Source organism: Stutzerimonas degradans (assembly GCF_024448505.1).
GTDB classification, from domain to species: domain Bacteria; phylum Pseudomonadota; class Gammaproteobacteria; order Pseudomonadales; family Pseudomonadaceae; genus Stutzerimonas; species Stutzerimonas degradans.
Genome location: NZ_JAMOHV010000005.1, coordinates 149,569 through 167,944, shown reverse-complemented (window position 1 = coordinate 167,944; position 18,376 = coordinate 149,569). Strand labels below are relative to the sequence as shown.

The 18,376-nt window shown below is 65.6% G+C and carries 14 protein-coding genes and 1 pseudogene; 13 read left to right on the top strand and 2 right to left on the bottom strand.

The genetic code is table 11. The features are described 5' to 3' along the window. Positions 1 to 73: 73 nt before the first annotated feature. Both NAV27_RS09440 and NAV27_RS09435 read left to right on the top strand, forming a co-directional pair. Positions 74 to 1,294, top strand: a complete 1,221-nt coding sequence (locus NAV27_RS09440) for a CmpA/NrtA family ABC transporter substrate-binding protein (RefSeq protein WP_102829352.1) — start codon at positions 74 to 76, stop codon at positions 1,292 to 1,294. Continuing rightward, the gene (locus NAV27_RS09435) at positions 1,294 to 1,884 is read left to right on the top strand and encodes an ANTAR domain-containing response regulator (RefSeq protein ID WP_102829237.1); all 591 of its coding nucleotides are present in this window, start codon (positions 1,294 to 1,296) and stop codon (positions 1,882 to 1,884) included. Before NAV27_RS09440 ends, NAV27_RS09435 begins: the two co-directional genes overlap by 1 nt. Positions 1,885 to 1,900: 16 nt before the next feature. Here NAV27_RS09435 and NAV27_RS09430 read toward each other — a convergent pair whose 3' ends face one another. Continuing rightward, positions 1,901 to 2,845, bottom strand: a complete 945-nt coding sequence (locus NAV27_RS09430; protein WP_102829238.1) for a 1-phosphofructokinase family hexose kinase — start codon at positions 2,843 to 2,845, stop codon at positions 1,901 to 1,903. A 362-nt stretch (positions 2,846 to 3,207) separates the two neighbouring features. Here NAV27_RS09430 and NAV27_RS09425 point away from each other — a divergent pair, with 362 nt between their 5' ends. Next, positions 3,208 to 4,419: an MFS transporter gene (locus NAV27_RS09425; protein WP_102829239.1), complete on the top strand. Its 1,212-nt coding sequence runs from the start codon at positions 3,208 to 3,210 to the stop codon at positions 4,417 to 4,419. 17 nt (positions 4,420 to 4,436) lie between these two features. Next, complete coding sequence (locus tag NAV27_RS09420) at positions 4,437 to 6,110, top strand: bifunctional protein-serine/threonine kinase/phosphatase (protein ID WP_102829240.1); 1,674 nt, start codon at positions 4,437 to 4,439, stop codon at positions 6,108 to 6,110. On the opposite strand, the gene NAV27_RS09415 is transcribed toward NAV27_RS09420, so the two are convergent. Then, positions 6,097 to 6,405, bottom strand: a complete 309-nt coding sequence (locus NAV27_RS09415; RefSeq protein ID WP_008570146.1) for a class I SAM-dependent methyltransferase — start codon at positions 6,403 to 6,405, stop codon at positions 6,097 to 6,099. The genes NAV27_RS09420 and NAV27_RS09415 overlap by 14 nt on opposite strands. A gap of 474 nt (positions 6,406 to 6,879) precedes the next feature. On the opposite strand from NAV27_RS09415, the gene nirB reads away from it, so the two are divergent. From nirB to nuoF, 9 genes and pseudogenes are all read left to right on the top strand, one after another. Then, the gene (nirB, locus tag NAV27_RS09410; protein ID WP_102829241.1) at positions 6,880 to 9,330 is read left to right on the top strand and encodes a nitrite reductase large subunit NirB; all 2,451 of its coding nucleotides are present in this window, start codon (positions 6,880 to 6,882) and stop codon (positions 9,328 to 9,330) included. A gap of 24 nt (positions 9,331 to 9,354) precedes the next feature. Then, a complete protein-coding gene (gene nirD, locus NAV27_RS09405; RefSeq protein ID WP_102829242.1) occupies positions 9,355 to 9,681 on the top strand; it encodes a nitrite reductase small subunit NirD in 327 nt (108 codons plus the stop codon). An 82-nt stretch (positions 9,682 to 9,763) separates the two neighbouring features. Further along, on the top strand, positions 9,764 to 12,469 hold the full coding sequence (locus NAV27_RS09400; protein ID WP_102829243.1) for a nitrate reductase: 2,706 nt from the start codon (positions 9,764 to 9,766) through the stop codon (positions 12,467 to 12,469). A gap of 25 nt (positions 12,470 to 12,494) precedes the next feature. Next, positions 12,495 to 13,223, top strand: a pseudogene (gene cobA / locus NAV27_RS09395) (uroporphyrinogen-III C-methyltransferase); the annotation flags it as partial. A 242-nt stretch (positions 13,224 to 13,465) separates the two neighbouring features. Continuing rightward, positions 13,466 to 13,873, top strand: coding sequence for an NADH-quinone oxidoreductase subunit A (locus tag NAV27_RS09390; protein WP_003289584.1), 408 nt, complete (start codon positions 13,466 to 13,468; stop codon positions 13,871 to 13,873). Positions 13,874 to 13,883: 10 nt separating this feature from the next. Further along, positions 13,884 to 14,558 (top strand): NuoB/complex I 20 kDa subunit family protein, encoded by a 675-nt coding sequence (locus tag NAV27_RS09385; protein WP_008570150.1) that lies wholly within the window; start codon positions 13,884 to 13,886, stop codon positions 14,556 to 14,558. A 69-nt stretch (positions 14,559 to 14,627) separates the two neighbouring features. Then, complete coding sequence (gene nuoC / locus NAV27_RS09380) at positions 14,628 to 16,409, top strand: NADH-quinone oxidoreductase subunit C/D (RefSeq protein WP_102829244.1); 1,782 nt, start codon at positions 14,628 to 14,630, stop codon at positions 16,407 to 16,409. A gap of 1 nt (position 16,410) precedes the next feature. After that, on the top strand, positions 16,411 to 16,905 hold the full coding sequence (gene nuoE, locus NAV27_RS09375) for an NADH-quinone oxidoreductase subunit NuoE (protein WP_102829245.1): 495 nt from the start codon (positions 16,411 to 16,413) through the stop codon (positions 16,903 to 16,905). After that, on the top strand, positions 16,902 to 18,254 hold the full coding sequence (nuoF, locus tag NAV27_RS09370) for an NADH-quinone oxidoreductase subunit NuoF (protein ID WP_102829246.1): 1,353 nt from the start codon (positions 16,902 to 16,904) through the stop codon (positions 18,252 to 18,254). The genes nuoE and nuoF overlap by 4 nt, the downstream gene beginning before the upstream one ends. The last annotated feature ends 122 nt before the right edge of the window (positions 18,255 to 18,376 follow it).

The following is an 18,376-nucleotide window of genomic DNA, read 5'->3' as shown; positions in this document are numbered from 1 at the left end:
CATATCGCTTGCTACGGAGCTGACCGAAGCCGGTGCGAACTGCGTGCCGGCCCGCACCAACAAGGTCGCCCGCATGCCCGCAACGCCCCGCTCACCGCGCCATGACGCCCTCGCCTGGGTCGCCGGAAGCGATGCTCCGGAGAAAAGCAGCATCAACCTCGGCTTCATGGCGCTGACCGATGCCGCCTCGCTGATCGTCGCCGCTACCCAAGGCTTCGCCCAACCGTTCGGGCTGACGCTCAACCTGCGCCGCCAGCATTCCTGGGCCGGGCTGCGCGACAAGCTGCTCGGCGGCGAGCTGGATGCCGCCCACGGGCTCTACGGCCTGATCTATGCCGTGCACCTGGGCATCGGTGGCAGTGCGCCGGTGGACATGGCCGTGCTCATGGGGCTGGCGCAGAACGGCCAGAGCATCAGCCTTTCGATGCCGCTCAAGGAAGCCGGCGTGACCGATGCCGAAGCGCTGCACCGCTGCGTGCGCCAAAGCGGTGCACGGCTGACCTTCGCCCAGACCTTCCCCACCGGCACCCACGCGTTGTGGCTGTATTACTGGCTCGCCGCCCACGGCATCCATCCGCTGCGCGACGTGCGCACCCTGGTGGTTCCGCCGGCCCAGATGGTGGGCTACCTGCGCCACGGTCGCATCGACGGCTTCTGCGCGGGCGAACCCTGGGGCGCGCAAGCCGTGGCCGAACAGACCGGTTTCACCCTCGCAACCAGCCAGTCGATCTGGCCGGATCACCCGGAAAAAGTCCTCGGCTGCACCCGTGCGTTCGTCGAGCAATACCCCAATACCGCCCGCGCGCTGATCATGGCGGTACTCGCCGCCAGCCGTTTCATCGAGCGCAACGACGAGAACCGCCGCAGCACCGCGCAGCTGCTCGCCGCCCGCGACTACGTCGACGCACCGCTGACGGCCATCGCGCCGCGCTTTCTCGGGCATTACTGCGACGGCCTCGGCAACGCCTGGCAGGACGCCCATCCGCTGCGCTTCTTCGCCGACGGCGCGGTGAACATGCCGTTCCATTCCGACGGCATCTGGTTCATGACCCAGCTGCGCCGCTGGGGCCTGCTGCGGCATGACCCGGACTACCACGCCGTGGCCCGCGCCGTGCAGCAGACCGCGCTGTATCGGGACGCCGCCGGTGCGTTGGGTGTTGCCGTGCCTGTTGCGTCGAATCGCAGCAGCCGGCTGCTGGGCGACAGCCATTGGGACGGCAGCGATCCAGCCGCCTATGCCCGCAGCTTCGCCCTGCATGCGCTGGCCGATGATGTCTCGGGAGGTAGCCGCTGATGCAGAGCGACGTACTGCGCATCCTGCTGGTCGACGATACGCCGAAGAAGGTCGGGCGCCTGCGCAGCGCGCTGGTCGACGCCGGCTTCGAGGTCATCGACGCCTGCAGCTCGATCATCGACCTGCCCGAACGCGTCGAGACCGTGCGCCCGGACGTGGTGCTGATCGATACCGACTCCCCCGGCCGCGACGTGATGGAACAGGTCGTGCTGGTCAGCCGCGATCGCCCGCGGCCGATCGTGCTGTTCACCGACGACGACGACCCAAATACCATGCGCCAGGCCATCGGTGCTGGGGTCAGCGCCTATATCGTCGAGGGCATCCACGCGCGGCGCTTGAAGCCGATTCTCGACGTGGCGATGGCGCGCTTCGAGAGTGACCAGGCGCTGCGTGCCCAGCTGCATGCCCGCGATCAGCAGCTTGCCGAGCGCAAGCGCATCGAGCTGGCCAAGGGCATGCTGATGAAGCTGCGCGAATGCAACGAGGAGGAGGCCTACACGCTGATGCGGCGTCAGGCCATGAGCCGCCAGCAGAAGCTGATCCAGGTGGCCGAACAGATCATCGCGATGAACGAACTGCTCGGCCACTGAGCGGCAGGCGGCGGGCTCACGCGCCGGCGTCGAGCGGCCGTCCGGCGAACAGCCGCTCGACATCCGTGCGCAGGCAGAGCTGGGTGCCCGGACGCATCACCGTCGCCGCGCCAGCCGCCGCGCCAAAACGCACGGCCGCACCCAGCTCATAGCCTTGCGCCAGGGCATGCACGATGGCGCCCAGCATGCTGTCGCCGGCACCCACCGCGCTGACCACCGGCACCGCCGGTGAAGGCAGGCGTTCGAGCCGGTCGCCACAGGCGAACAGCGCGCCCTGCGCCCCCAGCGACAGCACGATGATCTCGGCGGCGCCACGCTGGATCAGCTCACGCAGCGCCGCCGCCTGCGCCGCCTCGCTTTCCAGCGGCCGCCCCATGAGACCGGCGAGTTCGTTCAGGCTCGGCTTGACCAGGTAAGCGCCTCCGCGCCGCGCGGCGTAGGCCAGCGGCTCGCCGGACAGATCGATCACCAGCCGCGCGCCGATCTGCCGCGCCAGCGCCAGCATTTCATCGAAGAACGCCGGCTCGATACCGGGCGTGAAGCTGCCGCTGACCACCAGATAGCCCGGCGCCGGATGCAGCCCGCGCAACGCGGCCAGGCAGCCCAGGCGCTCCTGCTCGCCGAGCACCGGACCGGGCAGCACGAAGCGGTACTGCAGACCGGTTTCCTGCTCGTCGACGGTGAAACTCTCGCGGGTGTCGCCGGCGATCGCCACCGGCAGATGCGCCAGACCGATGTCGTCCAGCGCGCGGCGCAGCAGATCGCCGAACGGGCCGCCGGCGGGATAGACGGCCAGCGAGTCGCCCCCGAGGATGCGCACCACCCGCGCCACGTTGATGCCGCCGCCACCGGGGTCGTGACGCGGATGCGCGCAGCGCAGCTTCTCGGTGGGCAGCACCCGTGCCGTGCTGACAGCCAGGTCCATCGCCGGGTTGAGGGTCAGCGTGGCGATACGCGTCATCGTTCACTCCTTGCAGCTTGCAGTCGCTTTGCGGCAAGCCTACCAGCAGCCCGGCGCCGTGCGTCAGCGCCCCGATTTGCACCCAGCATGCGCCATAAGCGCGCGTCGGCCACGCAAACCGGCCACCAGGGTTGCCCGCACGCCGCGCCACAGCACGCTCCGCCGCCTGGCACGCTTTCTGCTCAACGCTCTGCAACGGTAACCAACGGCGGCTACCGACCCCCGACAAAGGCGTCGCATCACCCTGTTCTGGCAGGTGTGCTGCGGCGCCTTTGTCGTTTCCGCCCCGCTGTCGGGGCCACGAAGCAACCGCCTCATGCGCGACGGCAGCGCCGCCGCGCCTTCCGAACTGGAGCCGAACGATGAACACGAGTTTCTGGAAATCCGGCCATGCGCCGACCCTGTTTGCCGCCTTCCTCTACTTCGACCTGAGCTTTATGGTCTGGTACGTGCTAGGCCCACTCGGCGTGCAGATCGCCGCGGACCTGGGCCTGACCACCCAGCAACGCGCCTTCATGGTCGCCACGCCGATCCTTTCCGGCGCGGTGCTGCGCCTGCTGCTCGGCATGCTGGCCGACCGCACCTCGCCCAAAAGTGCCGGGCTGCTGGGCCAGGTCGTGGTGATCGGCGCGCTGCTGGTGGCCTGGCTGCATGGCATCCGCAGCTACGAGCAGGCTTTGCTGCTCGGCCTGTTCCTCGGCATGGCCGGCGCTTCGTTCGCCGTGGCGCTGCCGCTGGCCTCGCAGTGGTATCCGCCGCAACACCAGGGCAAGGCGATGGGCATCGCCGGCGCAGGCAACTCGGGTACCGTGCTGGCGGCGCTGTTCGCGCCGGTGCTGGCGTCGATGTTCGGCTGGAACAATGTGTTCGGCCTGGCGCTGATCCCGCTGGTGCTGACGCTCGGTATCTTTGCCAGCGTGGCGAAAAACGCGCCCAACCGGCCCAAAGCGAAATCCGTCGCCGACTACCTGAAGGCGCTGGGCGACCGCGACAGCTGGTGGTTCATGTTCTTCTACAGCGTGACCTTCGGCGGCTTCCTCGGCCTGGCCAGCACCCTGCCCGGCTACTTCCACGACCAGTACGCCTTCGACCCGGTGAAGGCCGGTTACTACACCGCAGCCTGTGTGTTCGCCGGCAGCCTGCTGCGCCCGCTCGGCGGCGCCCTGGCCGATCGCATCGGCGGCATTCGCGCGCTGCTGGTGATGTACACCGTGGCGTCGATCTGTATCGCCGCGGTTGGCTTCAACCTGCCCAGTGCCACGGCTGCGCTGGCACTGTTCGTGGTCGCCATGCTCAGCCTGGGCGCCGGCAACGGTGCGGTGTTCCAGCTGGTGCCGCAGCGTTTTCACAAGGAGATCGGCGTGATGACCGGGCTGGTCGGCATGGCCGGCGGTATCGGTGGCTTCCTGCTCACCGCCGGGCTCGGCGCGGTCAAGCAGTCCACCGGCGATTACCAGCTCGGCCTGTGGCTGTTCGCCAGTCTCGGTGTGGTGGCCTGGTTCGGCCTGCAGGGCGTCAAGCGCCGCTGGCGCACCACCTGGGGCTCGGCGGCCGTAACCGCCGCGCGGGTCTAGCGCGGCCGGAGGTTGCCGTGTCTTTACAACTGTCTTTCGGCGAAGCCAGCGCCACCGGCCCGCGTGAAGAGAACCAGGACGCCATCCGCGTGGCGACCCCGCTGCCCGGGTTGGCTGCCAGCAAGGGCTGCCTGTTTGCCCTGGCCGACGGCGTCAGCCAGTGCACCGACGGTGGGCTGGCCGCGCGGGCGACGCTGCAGGCGCTGGCGCTGGATTACTACGCCACCCCGGAAACCTGGGCAGTGGCCCAGGCGCTGGACCGCGTGCTGGTCGCGCACAACCGCTGGCTGCAGGCCAGTGGCGGCGGCCAGCCGTTGCTGACGACACTCACCGCGCTGGTGCTGCGCGGCCGGCGCTTTACCCTCGCGCATATCGGCGACTGCCGCGCCTATCGCTGGCAGGGCGGGCAGCTGCAGCGGCTGACCGAAGACCACGTGTGGGAACAGGCCGGCATGCAGCACGTGCTCAAGCGCGCGTTGGGGCTGGATCAGCATCTGCGGATGGACTATCTGGACGGCGAGCTGCACGTCGGCGACTGCTTCGTGCTGCTCAGCGATGGCGTCTGGGCGAGCGTCGACGAGCGCACCATCGCGCGACTGCTGGGCGAACAGCCGGATCTCAACGTGGCGGCTCGCACGTTGATTCAGCAGGCCCATCGCAACGGCAGCCAGGACAACGCCAGCGCCCTGCTGCTGCGCATCGACGCCCTGCCCGACGCAGTGCTGGCCGACGCCCTCGCGCAGCTGCCGCACTGGCCGTTGCCGCCGCCGCTACGCACCGGCCAGCTGTTCGAAGGCTGGCGGGTGGAAAGCCTGCTGCACACGTCGCGCCAGTCGCTGCTGTATCGCGTGCGCGACGAGCAGGCCCAGGCCTGGCTGCTGAAAACCCTGCCGGCGACTCGGCGGGACGACCCCGAGGCGGCGACGGCGCTGCTGCAGGAGGAGTGGTTCATGCGTCGCGCCGCCGCACGCAGCGTCGCCCAGTTGCACCCGCTGCCACAACGCCAGCAGCTGTACTACGTGCAGCGTGAATACGCCGGCCAGACGCTGGCCGAGCGCGTGCAGCAAGCCGGTCCGCTGAATCTGGACGAGTGGCTGCCGCTGGCCACGCAACTGATCCGCGCGGTGGGCCTGCTGCATCGACGCAACATCCTGCATCGCGACATCAAACCGGAGAACCTGCACATCGGCGACGACGGCGAGCTGCGCATCCTCGATTTCGGCCTGGCGTTCTGCCCGGGGCTGTCACGCCATGCACCCGGCAGCCTGCCCGGCACACCGAGTTTTCTCGCCCCCGAGGCGTTTGCCGGCGCCGCGCCGAGCGTGGCCCAGGATCTCTATGCCGTCGGCGTCACCCTCTATTACCTGCTCAGCGGACAGTTTCCGTACGGTGAAATCGAACCCTTTCAGCACCGCCGCTTCGGCGTGCCGACGCCGCTCGGCCGCTATCGCCCGGACCTGCCGACATGGCTGGAAGCAATGCTGGCGCAGGCGGTCGCCGCCGATCCGCAACAGCGCTTCGAAACCGCCGAGCAATGGCTGCTGCGCCTCGAACAGGGGGAATGTCTGGCTACGCCGGAGCGCCCGCGCCCCTGGCTGGAGCGCGAACCGCTGAAAGTCTGGCGTGGCCTGGCGCTGCTCTCGTTGCTGGCGAATCTGCTGTTGTGGCTGGTGCTGCTCAGCGACGGGTGATCAAGCCCTGCCGCGCCACGCGGGTCAGTTCGCGGATGCATTCGTCGAGATTGTCCGGCGAAGGCGACTGGATCACCGCGAGGTCGAAACTGTCGTCGGCGAAGCGCGCCAGCGACTCATCGGCACCGGCGAACTGCACCAGCAGCGCACGCGAGCGACTGTTGCGCCGCGGCCAGCCATCGAGGTAGCGCAACAGGGACGGCTGGTGAGCGCCGCCAAGAAGAACCTTGGGATTGGAACGGATCAGGCCGCTGGTGATCGGGGCCAGGCGTAGCTGTGCGTGCGTTGCGTTCATGCTTTGGAGATTCCGCCTCACGAGTTCCGCTGGGCAGCGGTGGGAGGCTTCACCGGAACCAGCGCTTTAGCGGTATTTCGAAACCTCTCGGTTCCCGGCGCCCCGCAAGTAGCTGACTAAATCGGCGCATGGGCACGACTTTATGCAAGCGGCCGCGCGCCTGTCAATCGGCGCTCCGCTACAACAAGGGCGCACCAGCAGCGCGCATAAGGCCTCGCCGTGGTGCGTCCGGCAGCTGCACAGATCCCTCTCGCGCCCGCCTTCACCGGCATTTACGGCTCGCGACGAATTGGCATGGCATCTGCTATACCAATCACCAGCGAACATAGCGCCAGCCCCTCAACGACGAGAGCCTGGCTTCCCGATCGAGCGGGACACGGACAAAGGCGTCCTCACCGGATAACCGGTGGGACGCCTTTTTTGTTGTTGAAAAATTTCGAGCAGGCCGGACGGCAGCTGGCACGGAGAACGGGCATGAAGAAACTCAAACTGGTGATGATCGGCAACGGCATGGCCGGCGTACGAACCCTGGAGGAGCTGCTCAAGCTCACCCGCGACCTCTACGACATCACGGTGTTCGGCGCCGAGCCGCATCCCAACTACAACCGCATCCTACTCTCGCCCGTGCTGGCCGGCGAACAACAGTTCGAAGAGATCGTGCTCAACGACCTGAACTGGTACGCCGAGAACGACATCCGCCTGATGCTCAACCGCAAGGTGGTGAAGATCGACCGCGTCAGACGCCGGGTCATCGCCGATGACGGCAGCGAGGCGGAATACGACCGCTTGCTCATCGCCACCGGCTCCAGCCCGTTCATCCTGCCGATTCCCGGCAAGGACCTGCAGGGCGTAATCGGCTACCGCGACATTGCCGACACCCAGGTGATGATGGAAACAGCCAAAACCCACAAACACGCGGTGGTCATCGGCGGCGGCCTGCTCGGCCTGGAAGCGGCGAACGGCCTCAAGCTGCGGGGCATGGACGTCACCGTGGTGCACATCGGTGACTGGCTGATGGAACGCCAGCTCGACAAGACCGCCGGCACCCTGCTGCAGAGCGCGCTGGAAAGCCGTGGCCTGAAGTTTCTCCTGCCGAAGCACACCGCCGAACTGCTCGACAACGGCGAACGCCGGGTCTGCGCGGTCAAGTTCAAGGACGGTGAAGTGATCCCCGCCGACTTGGTGGTGATGGCCGCCGGCATCCGCCCCAACAGCGAACTGGCCGAACAGGCCGGCATCCCGTGCAATCGCGGCATTCTGGTCAACGACACCCTGCAGACCTACGACCCGCGCATCTACGCTGTCGGCGAATGCGCCAACCATCGCGGCATCGCCTATGGCCTGGTCGCGCCGCTGTTCGAACAGGCCAAGGTCTGCGCCAATCACTTGGCCATGCTCGGCTTCTCCCGCTATCTGGGCTCGGTGACCTCGACCAAGCTCAAGGTCACCGGCATCGATCTGTTCTCGGCCGGCGATTTCATCGGCGGCGACGGCACCGAGACCATCACCCTCTCCGACCCCATCGGCGGCGTCTACAAGAAGCTGGTGATCAAGGACGACGTACTGGTCGGCGCCTGCCTCTACGGCGACACCGCCGATGGCGGCTGGTACTTCCGCCAGGTCCGCGAGGGCCAGAACGTCGCGCAGATCCGCGACCATCTGATGTTTGGCGAGGGCGCCATCGGCGATGCCGGCCATCAGGGCCAGAGCAAGGCCATGTCCATGCCGGACGACATGGAAGTCTGCGGCTGCAACGGGGTGTGCAAGGGCACCATCGTCAAGGCGATCCAGGAACACGGGCTGTTCTCGGTGGACGAGGTGAAAAAGCACACCAAGGCCGCCAGTTCCTGCGGTTCCTGCACCGGGCTGGTCGAACAGATTCTGATCAACACCGTGGGCGGCGCGGCCGACGTCAAGCCGAAGAGCGAGAAGGCCATCTGCGGCTGCAGCGACCTCAACCACGGTCAGGTGCGCAAGGCCATTCGCGAGCACCACTTGACCAGCATCCCGGCGGCCATGGCCTTCATGGATTGGCGCACGCCAAACGGCTGCGCCACCTGCCGGCCGGCGTTGAACTACTACCTGATCTCCACCTGGCCGGGCGAAGCCAAGGACGACCCGCAATCGCGCTTCATCAACGAGCGCGCCCACGCCAACATCCAGAAGGACGGCACCTACTCGGTCATCCCGCGGATGTGGGGCGGCGTCACCAATGCCGCCGAGCTGCGGCGCATCGCCGATGTGGCGGACAAGTATCAGGTGCCGATGGTCAAGGTCACCGGCGGCCAGCGCATCGACCTGCTGGGCATCAGGAAGGAAGACCTGCCGGGTGTCTGGAAAGACCTGGATATGCCTTCCGGCCACGCCTACGGCAAATCCATCCGCACAGTGAAGACCTGCGTCGGCAGCGAGTTCTGCCGCTTCGGTACGCAGAACAGCACGCAGATGGGCATTGACCTGGAACACGCCCTTTTCAACATGTGGTCGCCGCACAAGGTCAAGCTGGCCGTCTCCGGCTGCCCGCGCAACTGCGCCGAATCCGGCATCAAGGACGTCGGCATCATCGGCGTGGACTCCGGCTGGGAGCTGTACATCGGCGGCAACGGCGGCATCAAGACCGAGGCCGGCGAGTTCTTCGTCAAGGTGAAGACGGCCGAGGAGGTCATGGAACACAGCCTGGCGTTCCTCCAGCTCTACCGCGAGGAAGCCTTCTACCTCGAGCGCACCGTGCACTACATGCAGCGCGTCGGCATGGACCACATCAAGAAGGCCGTGCTGGACGACGCCGAGCGACGCAAGGCGCTGCATCAACGGCTGTTGTTCTCGCTCTCCTTCGAGCAGGACCCGTGGCAGGAGCAGCTTTCCAAGCCGCAGCTGAAGAAGGAATTCGACCGCATCGCCGTCAAGCAGCTGGAAAACGCCTGAGAACCTGATCTGGAGGAACACCGCATGAACTGGCTCGATATCTGCGCACTGGATGAAATCAACCCGCTCGGCTCGCGCATCGTCGCCGGCCCCAAGGGTGATATCGCGATCTTCCGCACCGCGGACGATCAGGTCTTTGCCCTCGACGACCGCTGCCCACACAAGGGCGGCCCGCTGTCGCAGGGGATCGTCTACGGCAAGCAGGTCGCCTGCCCGCTGCACAACTGGCAGATCGATCTAGCCAGCGGCGAGGCGCTTGCACCCGATGTGGGCTGCGCACACCGCCACGAGGCACGCGTCGAGAATGGTCGCGTACAACTGGCGCTGAATAGCGCAGCCAAATGTGCCTGATACGACCGACGAAGCGGTGGACAAGCGAAGCGTTGTCCACCCTACGACGTCGCACCCGCTCGACCTTCCAGGAGACCACGCCATGCGTATGACAACCGCCTCGACCTGCTGCTACTGCGGAGTCGGCTGTGGCGTGCTGATCGAGCACGACGGCGAGCGCATCCTCGACGTGGCTGGCGACCCCAGCCATCCGGCCAACCTTGGCAAGCTGTGCAGCAAGGGCTCGACCCTGCACCTGACCGGCGACCTGGGGGCCCGCGCGCTCTACCCTGAGCTGCGTCTGGGCAAGGGCCTGGCCCGCAGCCGCACCGACTGGGACAGCGCGCTGGAGCACGCGGCCAACGTTTTCGCCGAGACCATCCGCGAACACGGGCCGGACAGCGTCGCCTTCTATGTCTCCGGCCAGCTGCTGACCGAGGACTACTACGCCTTCAACAAACTGGCCCGCGCCCTGGTCGGCACCAACAACCTGGATTCCAACTCGCGGCTGTGCATGTCCTCGGCGGTGGTCGGCTACAAGCGCAGCCTGGGCGCCGACGCCCCACCCTGCTCGTACGAGGACATCGAGCTGGCCGACTGCCTGCTGATCGCCGGGAGCAACATGGCCTATGCGCATCCGGTGTTGTTCCGCCGTCTGGAAGAAGCCAAGGCGAAGCGACCGGAGATGACCCTCATCGTCGTCGACCCGCGGCGCACCGACACCAGCGAGCTGGCCGATCTGCACCTGCCGATCCTGCCCGGCACCGATGTCGCGCTGTTCCACGGCCTGCTGCATATCCTCATGTGGGAAGGCTGGATCGACCGCCGCTTCATCGATGCCCATACCGAAGGCTTCGATGCGCTGAAAAGCCTGGTGCGCGACTACACTCCGGCGATGGTCGCCGACCTCTGCGGCATCCCGGTAGATTATCTGCAAACCTGCGCGCGGCTGATTGGAAGCGCACCAGCCTTCCTCTCCCTGTGGTGCATGGGGCTGAATCAGTCAACCGCCGGCAGCGCCAAGAACAGCGCGCTGATCAACCTGCACCTGGCCACCGGACAGATCGGCAAGCCGGGTGCCGGCCCTTTCTCGCTCACCGGCCAACCGAACGCCATGGGCGGACGCGAAACCGGCAGCCTGTCCAACCTGCTGCCCGGCCACCGCGACGCGGCCAATGCCGAACACCGCGCTGAAGTGGCGGGCTACTGGGGTGTCGAGCAGCTGCCGAAACAGCCTGGACTGTCCGCTATCGAGCTGTTCGAGGCGGTGCGCGCCGGCAAGATCAAGGCGCTGTGGATCGCTTGCACCAACCCGGCGCAGTCACTGCCGGACCAACAGAAAGTCCATGAGGCTCTGGCCGCCTGTCCCTTCGTCGTGGTGCAGGAAGCCTTCTTCACCACCGAAACCTGCCGCCACGCCGACCTGCTGCTGCCGGCCGCGAGCTGGGGCGAGAAGGAAGGCACGGTGACCAACTCCGAGCGCCGCATCAGCCATGTGCGTCGCGCCGTGCCGGCGCCCGGCGAAGCGCGCGCGGACTGGGCGATCACCTGCGATTTCGCCCGACGGCTGGAACGTCGCCTGCGCCCCGGCGAGCCGAGCCTGTTCGCGTTCGAGAATGCCGAGGCGCTGTTCGAGGAGTACAAGCCGCTCACCGCCGCCCGCGATCTGGACTACAGCGGCCTGAGCTACGCACTGATCGACACGCTCGGTCCGCAGCAGTGGCCATTCCCGCCGGGCAGCCAACAGGGCACCGCGCGGCTGTATGGTGACGGTGTGTTTCCCACTGCCACTGGTCGTGCGCGCTTTATCGCCGAGCACTACCAGGCGCCGAAGGAAAAGCGCGAGGCGCGCTACCCGCTAACCCTCAATACCGGCCGGCTGCGCGACCAGTGGCACGGCATGAGCCGCACCGGCACCGCGGCGCGGCTGTTCGGCCATGTCGAGGAAGCTCTACTCGGCATGAACGCCGAGGATATGCGTCGCCGACGTCTGCTGGACGGCCAGCTGGTACAGGTGAAGAGCCGGCGCGGCAGCCTGATCCTGCCGGTGCAGAAGGATGAAAGCCTGCGCGCCGGCCAGGCCTTCCTGCCGATGCACTGGGGTGATCGATTCCTCAAGGGGCTGGGCTGCAACGTGCTTACCCTGGCCAGCGTCGACCCTTTGTCGAAGCAGCCCGAACTCAAGCACGCCGGCATTGAAGTGGAACAAGCCGAATTGCCCTGGCAGTTCTTCGCGCTGGTTGAGGGCGATGTGCAGCGACGCTTCGAGGCGTTGCGGCCATTGTTCGAAACCTTCGACTACGCCAGCTTCAGCCTCGGCGGTCGCGAGCGCTCGGCGCTGCTGATCCGCGGCGCCCGAGATGCGGCGCCAACGGCCGTCGAGCTGGATACCATCGACCACCTGCTCGGCCTCGATGAAGGTCCGATGCTGGCCTATGACGATCCCCGCCGTGCTGTCGGCAAGCGCGTACGCATCGAGGACGGCCGCATCGTCGCCCTGCGCCTGGCCGGCGAAACCGTCGCCCGGCAGTGGCTGCGCGGGCTCTGGGAAAGCGGCAGTGCGGACGCCGAACTGCGCCGCTGGCTGCTGGCGCCACTCAGCGCGCCACCTGGCGGCGCGACCATCAGCACCGACCGTATTCTGTGCAACTGCATGAACGTCAGCCAGAGCAAGGTCCGTGCAGGCATCGAGCGCGGTCTCGATCTGACCGGCCTCAAGCAGGAGCTCGGCTGCGGCACCAGCTGTGGCTCCTGCGTACCCGAAATTAAGCGTCTGCTGGCCAGCCAGCCGGAACGCGCACTTCTCTGATACCAACCAAGACGAGGATTACCCCATGAGCGCAAAAGTCTGGCTGGTAGGCGCCGGCCCCGGCGACCCGGAACTGCTGACCCTCAAGGCCGTGCGCGCGCTGGGCGAGGCACAGGTGGTGATGATCGACGATCTGGTCAACCCCGCCGTGCTCGAACACTGCCCGAACGCTCGCATCATCCCGGTGGGCAAGCGCGGCGGCTGCCGCTCCACACCGCAAGCCTTCATCCACCGTCTGATGCTGCGTTACGCCCGCCAGGGCAAGTGCGTGGTGCGCCTCAAGGGTGGCGATCCGTGCATCTTCGGCCGCGGTGGCGAAGAAGCCGAATGGCTGTCGGCACGCGGCATCGAGGTCGAGCTGGTCAACGGCATCACCGCCGGCCTGGCCGGCGCCACGCAATGCGGTATCTCGCTGACCCAGCGCGGCGTCGCCCGCGGCGTCACCCTGGTAACAGCGCACACGCTCGACGACAGCAGTCCGGAATGGCAGGCGCTGGCCAAAAGCGGCACCACGCTGGTGGTGTACATGGGTGTGAGCAAGCTGGAGCAGGTGCAGGCCGGGCTGCTGGAAGGTGGTCTTGCCGCTTCGACGCCAGTGGCGATGATCGAGAACGCCTCATTGCCGCAGCAGCTCGAATGCCGCTCCAGCCTCGCCGACATGTACCGCGACGCCTTGACCTTCAAGCTGAAGAGCCCTGCGATTCTCGTGATCGGCGAAGTCGCAGCAAGAAGTAGCGACGGGGCTTTTTCTCGCGCCGACCACCATCGTAATTCGAAGCTGGCACGCACCCCAGACGGCCTGGTGCGGATGATGTCGAACTACGCTGCGAGCATTGATGAAATCAATTAAAGCTAGAGAAAACCTCAATAAGTTTCATACAGAAACATGTACTTAATTTTTGCAGACGCATAGAATGCCCGGCCATTAGGAGTTGCGACGCATGGTCGCTGTCGCAAGCTGGACTTATTCAAGCCGTTCCGTTAAAGGGGCCCGGCATGCCTGATGTAGCTCTGTCCCACAATTGGGGCTTCGCAGTATTTCTTCTTGGTGTCATCGCCCTTTGCGCTTTCATGCTCGGCGCCTCCAGCCTGCTGGGCAGCAAAGCCTGGGGCCGTGCCAAGAACGAACCCTTCGAATCCGGCATCGTCCCCACTGGCAGCGCCCGCCTGCGACTCTCCGCAAAATTCTATCTGGTCGCGATGCTCTTCGTGATCTTCGACGTTGAAGCCCTTTATCTCTTTGCCTGGGCCGTATCAGTGCGCGAAAGCGGCTGGGCGGGCCTCATTGAAGCTACCGTATTCATAGCAATTCTGTTGGCAGGTCTTGTCTACCTTTGGCGGGTCGGGGCGCTCGATTGGGCACCTGCGAGCCGTCGCGAGCGACAGGCGAAGCTAAAACAATGAGGCTCTTCACATGCAATACAAACTTACCCGGATCGATCCGGATGCGGTCAATGACCGCTATCCGATCGGTCAGCAGGAGACTGTTGCCGACCCACTAGAAGGACAAGTCCATCGCAACATCTACATGGGCAAGCTGGAAGACGTACTGAGCAATGCGGTCAACTGGGGACGCAAGAACTCCCTTTGGCCATATAACTTCGGTCTGTCCTGCTGCTACGTGGAGATGACGACTGCCTTCACCGCTCCGCATGACATCGCCCGATTTGGTGCCGAAGTGATTCGAGCATCACCGCGTCAGGCCGATTTCATGGTCATCGCCGGCACCTGCTTCATCAAGATGGCGCCGATCATCCAGCGTCTCTACGAACAAATGCTCGAGCCCAAGTGGGTCATCTCGATGGGCTCGTGCGCCAATTCCGGTGGTATGTACGACATCTACTCGGTCGTTCAGGGGGTCGACAAGTTCCTCCCCGTCGACGTCTACATACCCGGCTGCCCGCCCCGTCCTGAGGCATTCCTGCAAGGCTTGCAACTGCTGCAGGACTCCATAGGCAAGGAGCGCCGCCCGCTGTCCTGGGTCGTTGGCGACCAAGGCATCTACCGTGCCGAAATGCCTTCGCAGAAAGAACAGCGACGCGAACAGCGTATCCAGGTAACCAACCTGCGCAGCCCCGACGACGTGTGATCCAGCTTCCGCCTTCCCTCGCGGGAAGGTCTGCTCGCACCCCAACGTTGACCGAAAGCGACCGAGATCATGACTGCAGACAGCGCTCTGTACATCCCGCCCTACAAGGCTGACGACCAGGATATCGTCGTCGAACTGAATGCGCGCTTTGGCGCCGACCTCTTTACCGCGCAGCCCACCCGCACTGGCATGCCGGTCCTCTGGGTGCCACGCGAGCGCCTGATCGAGGTCCTGAGCTTCCTGCGCCAGGTACGCAAACCCTACGTAATGCTCTACGACCTGCACGGTGTCGACGAGCGCCTGCGCACCCAGCGCCAGGGTCTGCCCGCCGCGGACTTCAGCGTCTTCTATCATCTGATGTCGCTGGAGCGTAACAGCGACGTGATGATCAAGGTCGCACTGTCGGAGAAGGATCTCAGCCTGCCGACTGCTACCGGTGTCTGGCCGAACGCCAACTGGTACGAGCGCGAAGTCTGGGACATGTATGGCATCGACTTCACCGGACATCCTCGTCTTGCGCGCATGCTCATGCCGCCGACCTGGGAAGGGCATCCGCTGCGCAAGGACTACCCGGCACGCGCGACCGAGTTCGATCCCTACAGCCTAACCGCCGCCAAGCAGGACTTGGAGCAGGAGGCCCTGCGCTTCAAGCCCGAGGACTGGGGCATGAAGCGCAGCGGCCCTCATGAGGACTACATGTTCCTCAACCTCGGCCCGAACCACCCCTCGGCGCACGGCGCTTTCCGCATCATCCTGCAACTCGATGGCGAGGAAATCATCGATTGCGTACCGGAGATCGGTTATCACCATCGCGGCGCCGAGAAGATGGCCGAGCGCCAGAGCTGGCACAGCTTCATTCCCTATACGGACCGTATCGACTACCTCGGCGGGGTGATGAACAACCTGCCCTACGTGCTGGCGGTGGAGAAACTCGCCGGCATCAAGGTGCCGGACCGCGTCGACTTCATTCGCGTGATGATGGCGGAGTTCTTCCGCATCCAGAACCATCTGCTGTACCTGGGCACCTATATTCAGGACGTTGGCGCCATGACGCCGGTGTTCTTTACCTTCACCGACCGCCAGCGCGCCTACCAGGTGATCGAGGCGATCACCGGTTTCCGTATGCACCCGGCCTGGTACCGCATCGGCGGTGTGGCGCATGACTTGCCGCGCGGTTGGGACAAGCTGGTCCGCGAGTTCCTCGACTGGATGCCCAAGCGCTTGGCCGAGTATGAGAAGGCCGCGCTGAAAAACAGCATTCTGATCGGTCGCACCAAGGGCGTGGCTGCCTACAACACCAAGGAGGCTCTGGAGTGGGGCACCACCGGTGCTGGCCTGCGCGCTACCGGCTGCGACTTCGACATCCGCAAGGCACGCCCCTACTCGGGCTACCAGCATTTCGAGTTCGAGGTTCCGCTGGCGGTTAATGGCGATGCCTACGACCGCTGCCTGGTGAAGATGGGCGAGATGCGCGAAAGCCTGCGCATCATCGAGCAGTGCCTGAAACACATGCCCGAAGGTCCTTACAAAGCCGATCACCCGCTGACTACGCCGCCGCCGAAGGAACGCACGCTGCAGCACATCGAAACCATGATCACGCACTTCCTGCAGGTATCGTGGGGGCCGGTGATGCCGGCCAACGAGAGCTTCCAGATGATCGAGGCGACCAAGGGCATCAACAGCTATTACTTGACCAGCGACGGCAGCACCATGAGCTATCGCACGCGCATTCGCACGCCGAGCTTCCCGCACCTGCAGCAGATCCCGGCCGTGATCCGCGGCAGCATGGTCGCGGACCTCATCGCCTATCTGGGCAGTATCGATTTCGTCATGGCCGACGTGGACCGCTGATATGAGCACGCTTATCCAGACTGACCGTTTCGCCCTCAGCGCAGCCGAACGCTCGGCCATCGAGCATGAGATGCACCACTACGAAGACCCGCGCGCGGCTTCCATCGAAGCCCTGAAGATCGTGCAGAAGGCCCGCGGCTGGGTGCCGGACGGTGCCGCCGATGCGATCGGCGAGCTGCTCGGCATTCCCGCCAGCGATGTCGAGGGCGTGGCGACCTTCTACAGCCAGATCTTCCGCCAACCGGTGGGTCGCCACATCATCCGCGTCTGCGACAGCATGACCTGCTTCATCGGCGGCCACGAATCGATCCTCGAGGCACTGCAGCATCAGCTGGGCATCGCACCGGGTCAGACCACCGCCGACGGCCGCTTTACCCTCATTCCGGTGTGCTGTCTGGGCAACTGCGACAAGGCCCCGGCACTGATGATCGACGATGACACCTTCGGCGATGTACGCAGCGAAGGCGTCGCCGCCCTGCTGGAGGCCTACCCATGACGCGCAGCACGACGAAAATGCTCGCCTCCCTCGGCCCGGCCAACCGCGTGGCGCGCAACGAGGAAACCCACCCGCTGACCTGGCGCCTGCGCGACGACGGTCAGCCGGTCTGGCTCGACGAATACCAGCAGAAAAACGGCTACGCTGCCGCGCGCAAGGCGCTGGCCGAAATGGCCCAGGTCGACATCGTGCAGACGGTAAAGGATTCCGGACTCAAGGGTCGCGGCGGCGCCGGCTTCCCCACCGGCGTCAAGTGGGGCCTGATGCCAGCAGACGAAGCGCAGAACATCCGCTACCTGCTGTGCAATGCCGACGAGATGGAACCCAATACCTGGAAGGACCGCTTGCTCATGGAGCAGCTGCCGCACCTTCTGGTCGAGGGCATGCTGATCAGCGCCCGGGCGCTCAAGGCCTATCGCGGTTACATCTTCCTGCGCGGCGAATACGTCGATGCGGCGCACAACCTCAACCGCGCCATCGAGGAAGCCAAGGCCGCCGGCCTGCTCGGCAAGAACATCCTCGGTTCCGGCTTCGATTTCGAGCTGTTCGTACACACCGGTGCCGGACGCTACATCTGCGGTGAAGAAACCGCATTGATCAACTCCCTCGAAGGCCGCCGCGCCAACCCGCGCGCCAAACCGCCCTTCCCTGCCGCCGTCGGCGTCTGGGGCAAGCCGACCTGCGTGAACAACGTCGAAACGCTGTGCAACGTGCCGGCGATCATCGGCAACGGCGTGGACTGGTATAAAGGCCTGGCGCGGCCGGGCAGCGAAGACATGGGCAGCAAGCTCATGGGCTTCTCCGGCAAGGTCAAGCACCCCGGCATCTGGGAGCTGCCCTTTGGCATCAGCGCCCGCGAGCTGTTCGAGGACTACGCCGGCGGCATGCGCGACGGCTACCGCCTCAAGTGCTGGCAGCCCGGCGGCGCAGGCACCGGCTTCCTGCTGCCCGAGCATCTCGAGGCGCAGATGTATGCCGGCGGCATCGCCAAGGTCGGTACGCGGATGGGCACCGGGCTGGCGCTGGCGGTGGACGACACCATCAACATGGTCTCGCTGCTGCGCAACATGGAAGAGTTCTTCGCCCGCGAATCTTGCGGCTGGTGCACGCCATGCCGCGACGGCCTTCCGTGGAGCGTGAAGATCCTGCGTGCGCTCGAACGCGGTCAGGGGAGCCGCCAGGACATCGATACGCTGCTGCAACTGGTCGACTTCCTCGGACCGGGCCGCACCTTCTGCGCCCACGCGCCGGGCGCGGTGGAGCCGTTAGGCAGCGCGGTGAAATATTTCCGACATGAGTTCGAGGCAGGCGTCGCGCAAGAGGCGAAGGCGCCTATGCAGCCGGCATAGAGAATTGAACGACGCAGAGCGCGAAAGGCTCGACGCGAGGCGCATTCAGCCCGTCAGCCTCAGCGCTCCGCCTCAGAAGCAGATTTCCTATTAGCCTGACCCGCGCAAGCGGATGAGAAGAC

What these genes read in the sequence shown, in the direction of transcription:
- nirB (WP_102829241.1), top strand. Translation starts at nt 6,880, where the DNA reads ATGAAGAAACTCAAACTGGTGATGATCGGCAACGGCATGGCCGGCGTA.
- NAV27_RS09390 (WP_003289584.1), top strand. Translation starts at nt 13,466, where the DNA reads ATGCCTGATGTAGCTCTGTCCCACAATTGGGGCTTCGCAGTATTTCTT.
- NAV27_RS09440 (WP_102829352.1), top strand. Translation starts at nt 74, where the DNA reads ATGCCCGCAACGCCCCGCTCACCGCGCCATGACGCCCTCGCCTGGGTC.
- nuoE (WP_102829245.1), top strand. Translation starts at nt 16,411, where the DNA reads ATGAGCACGCTTATCCAGACTGACCGTTTCGCCCTCAGCGCAGCCGAA.
- NAV27_RS09430 (WP_102829238.1), bottom strand. Translation starts at nt 2,845, where the DNA reads ATGACGCGTATCGCCACGCTGACCCTCAACCCGGCGATGGACCTGGCT.
- NAV27_RS09400 (WP_102829243.1), top strand. Translation starts at nt 9,764, where the DNA reads ATGCGTATGACAACCGCCTCGACCTGCTGCTACTGCGGAGTCGGCTGT.
- NAV27_RS09425 (WP_102829239.1), top strand. Translation starts at nt 3,208, where the DNA reads ATGAACACGAGTTTCTGGAAATCCGGCCATGCGCCGACCCTGTTTGCC.
- nuoF (WP_102829246.1), top strand. Translation starts at nt 16,902, where the DNA reads ATGACGCGCAGCACGACGAAAATGCTCGCCTCCCTCGGCCCGGCCAAC.
- NAV27_RS09435 (WP_102829237.1), top strand. Translation starts at nt 1,294, where the DNA reads ATGCAGAGCGACGTACTGCGCATCCTGCTGGTCGACGATACGCCGAAG.
- NAV27_RS09415 (WP_008570146.1), bottom strand. Translation starts at nt 6,405, where the DNA reads ATGAACGCAACGCACGCACAGCTACGCCTGGCCCCGATCACCAGCGGC.
- NAV27_RS09385 (WP_008570150.1), top strand. Translation starts at nt 13,884, where the DNA reads ATGCAATACAAACTTACCCGGATCGATCCGGATGCGGTCAATGACCGC.
- nuoC (WP_102829244.1), top strand. Translation starts at nt 14,628, where the DNA reads ATGACTGCAGACAGCGCTCTGTACATCCCGCCCTACAAGGCTGACGAC.
- nirD (WP_102829242.1), top strand. Translation starts at nt 9,355, where the DNA reads ATGAACTGGCTCGATATCTGCGCACTGGATGAAATCAACCCGCTCGGC.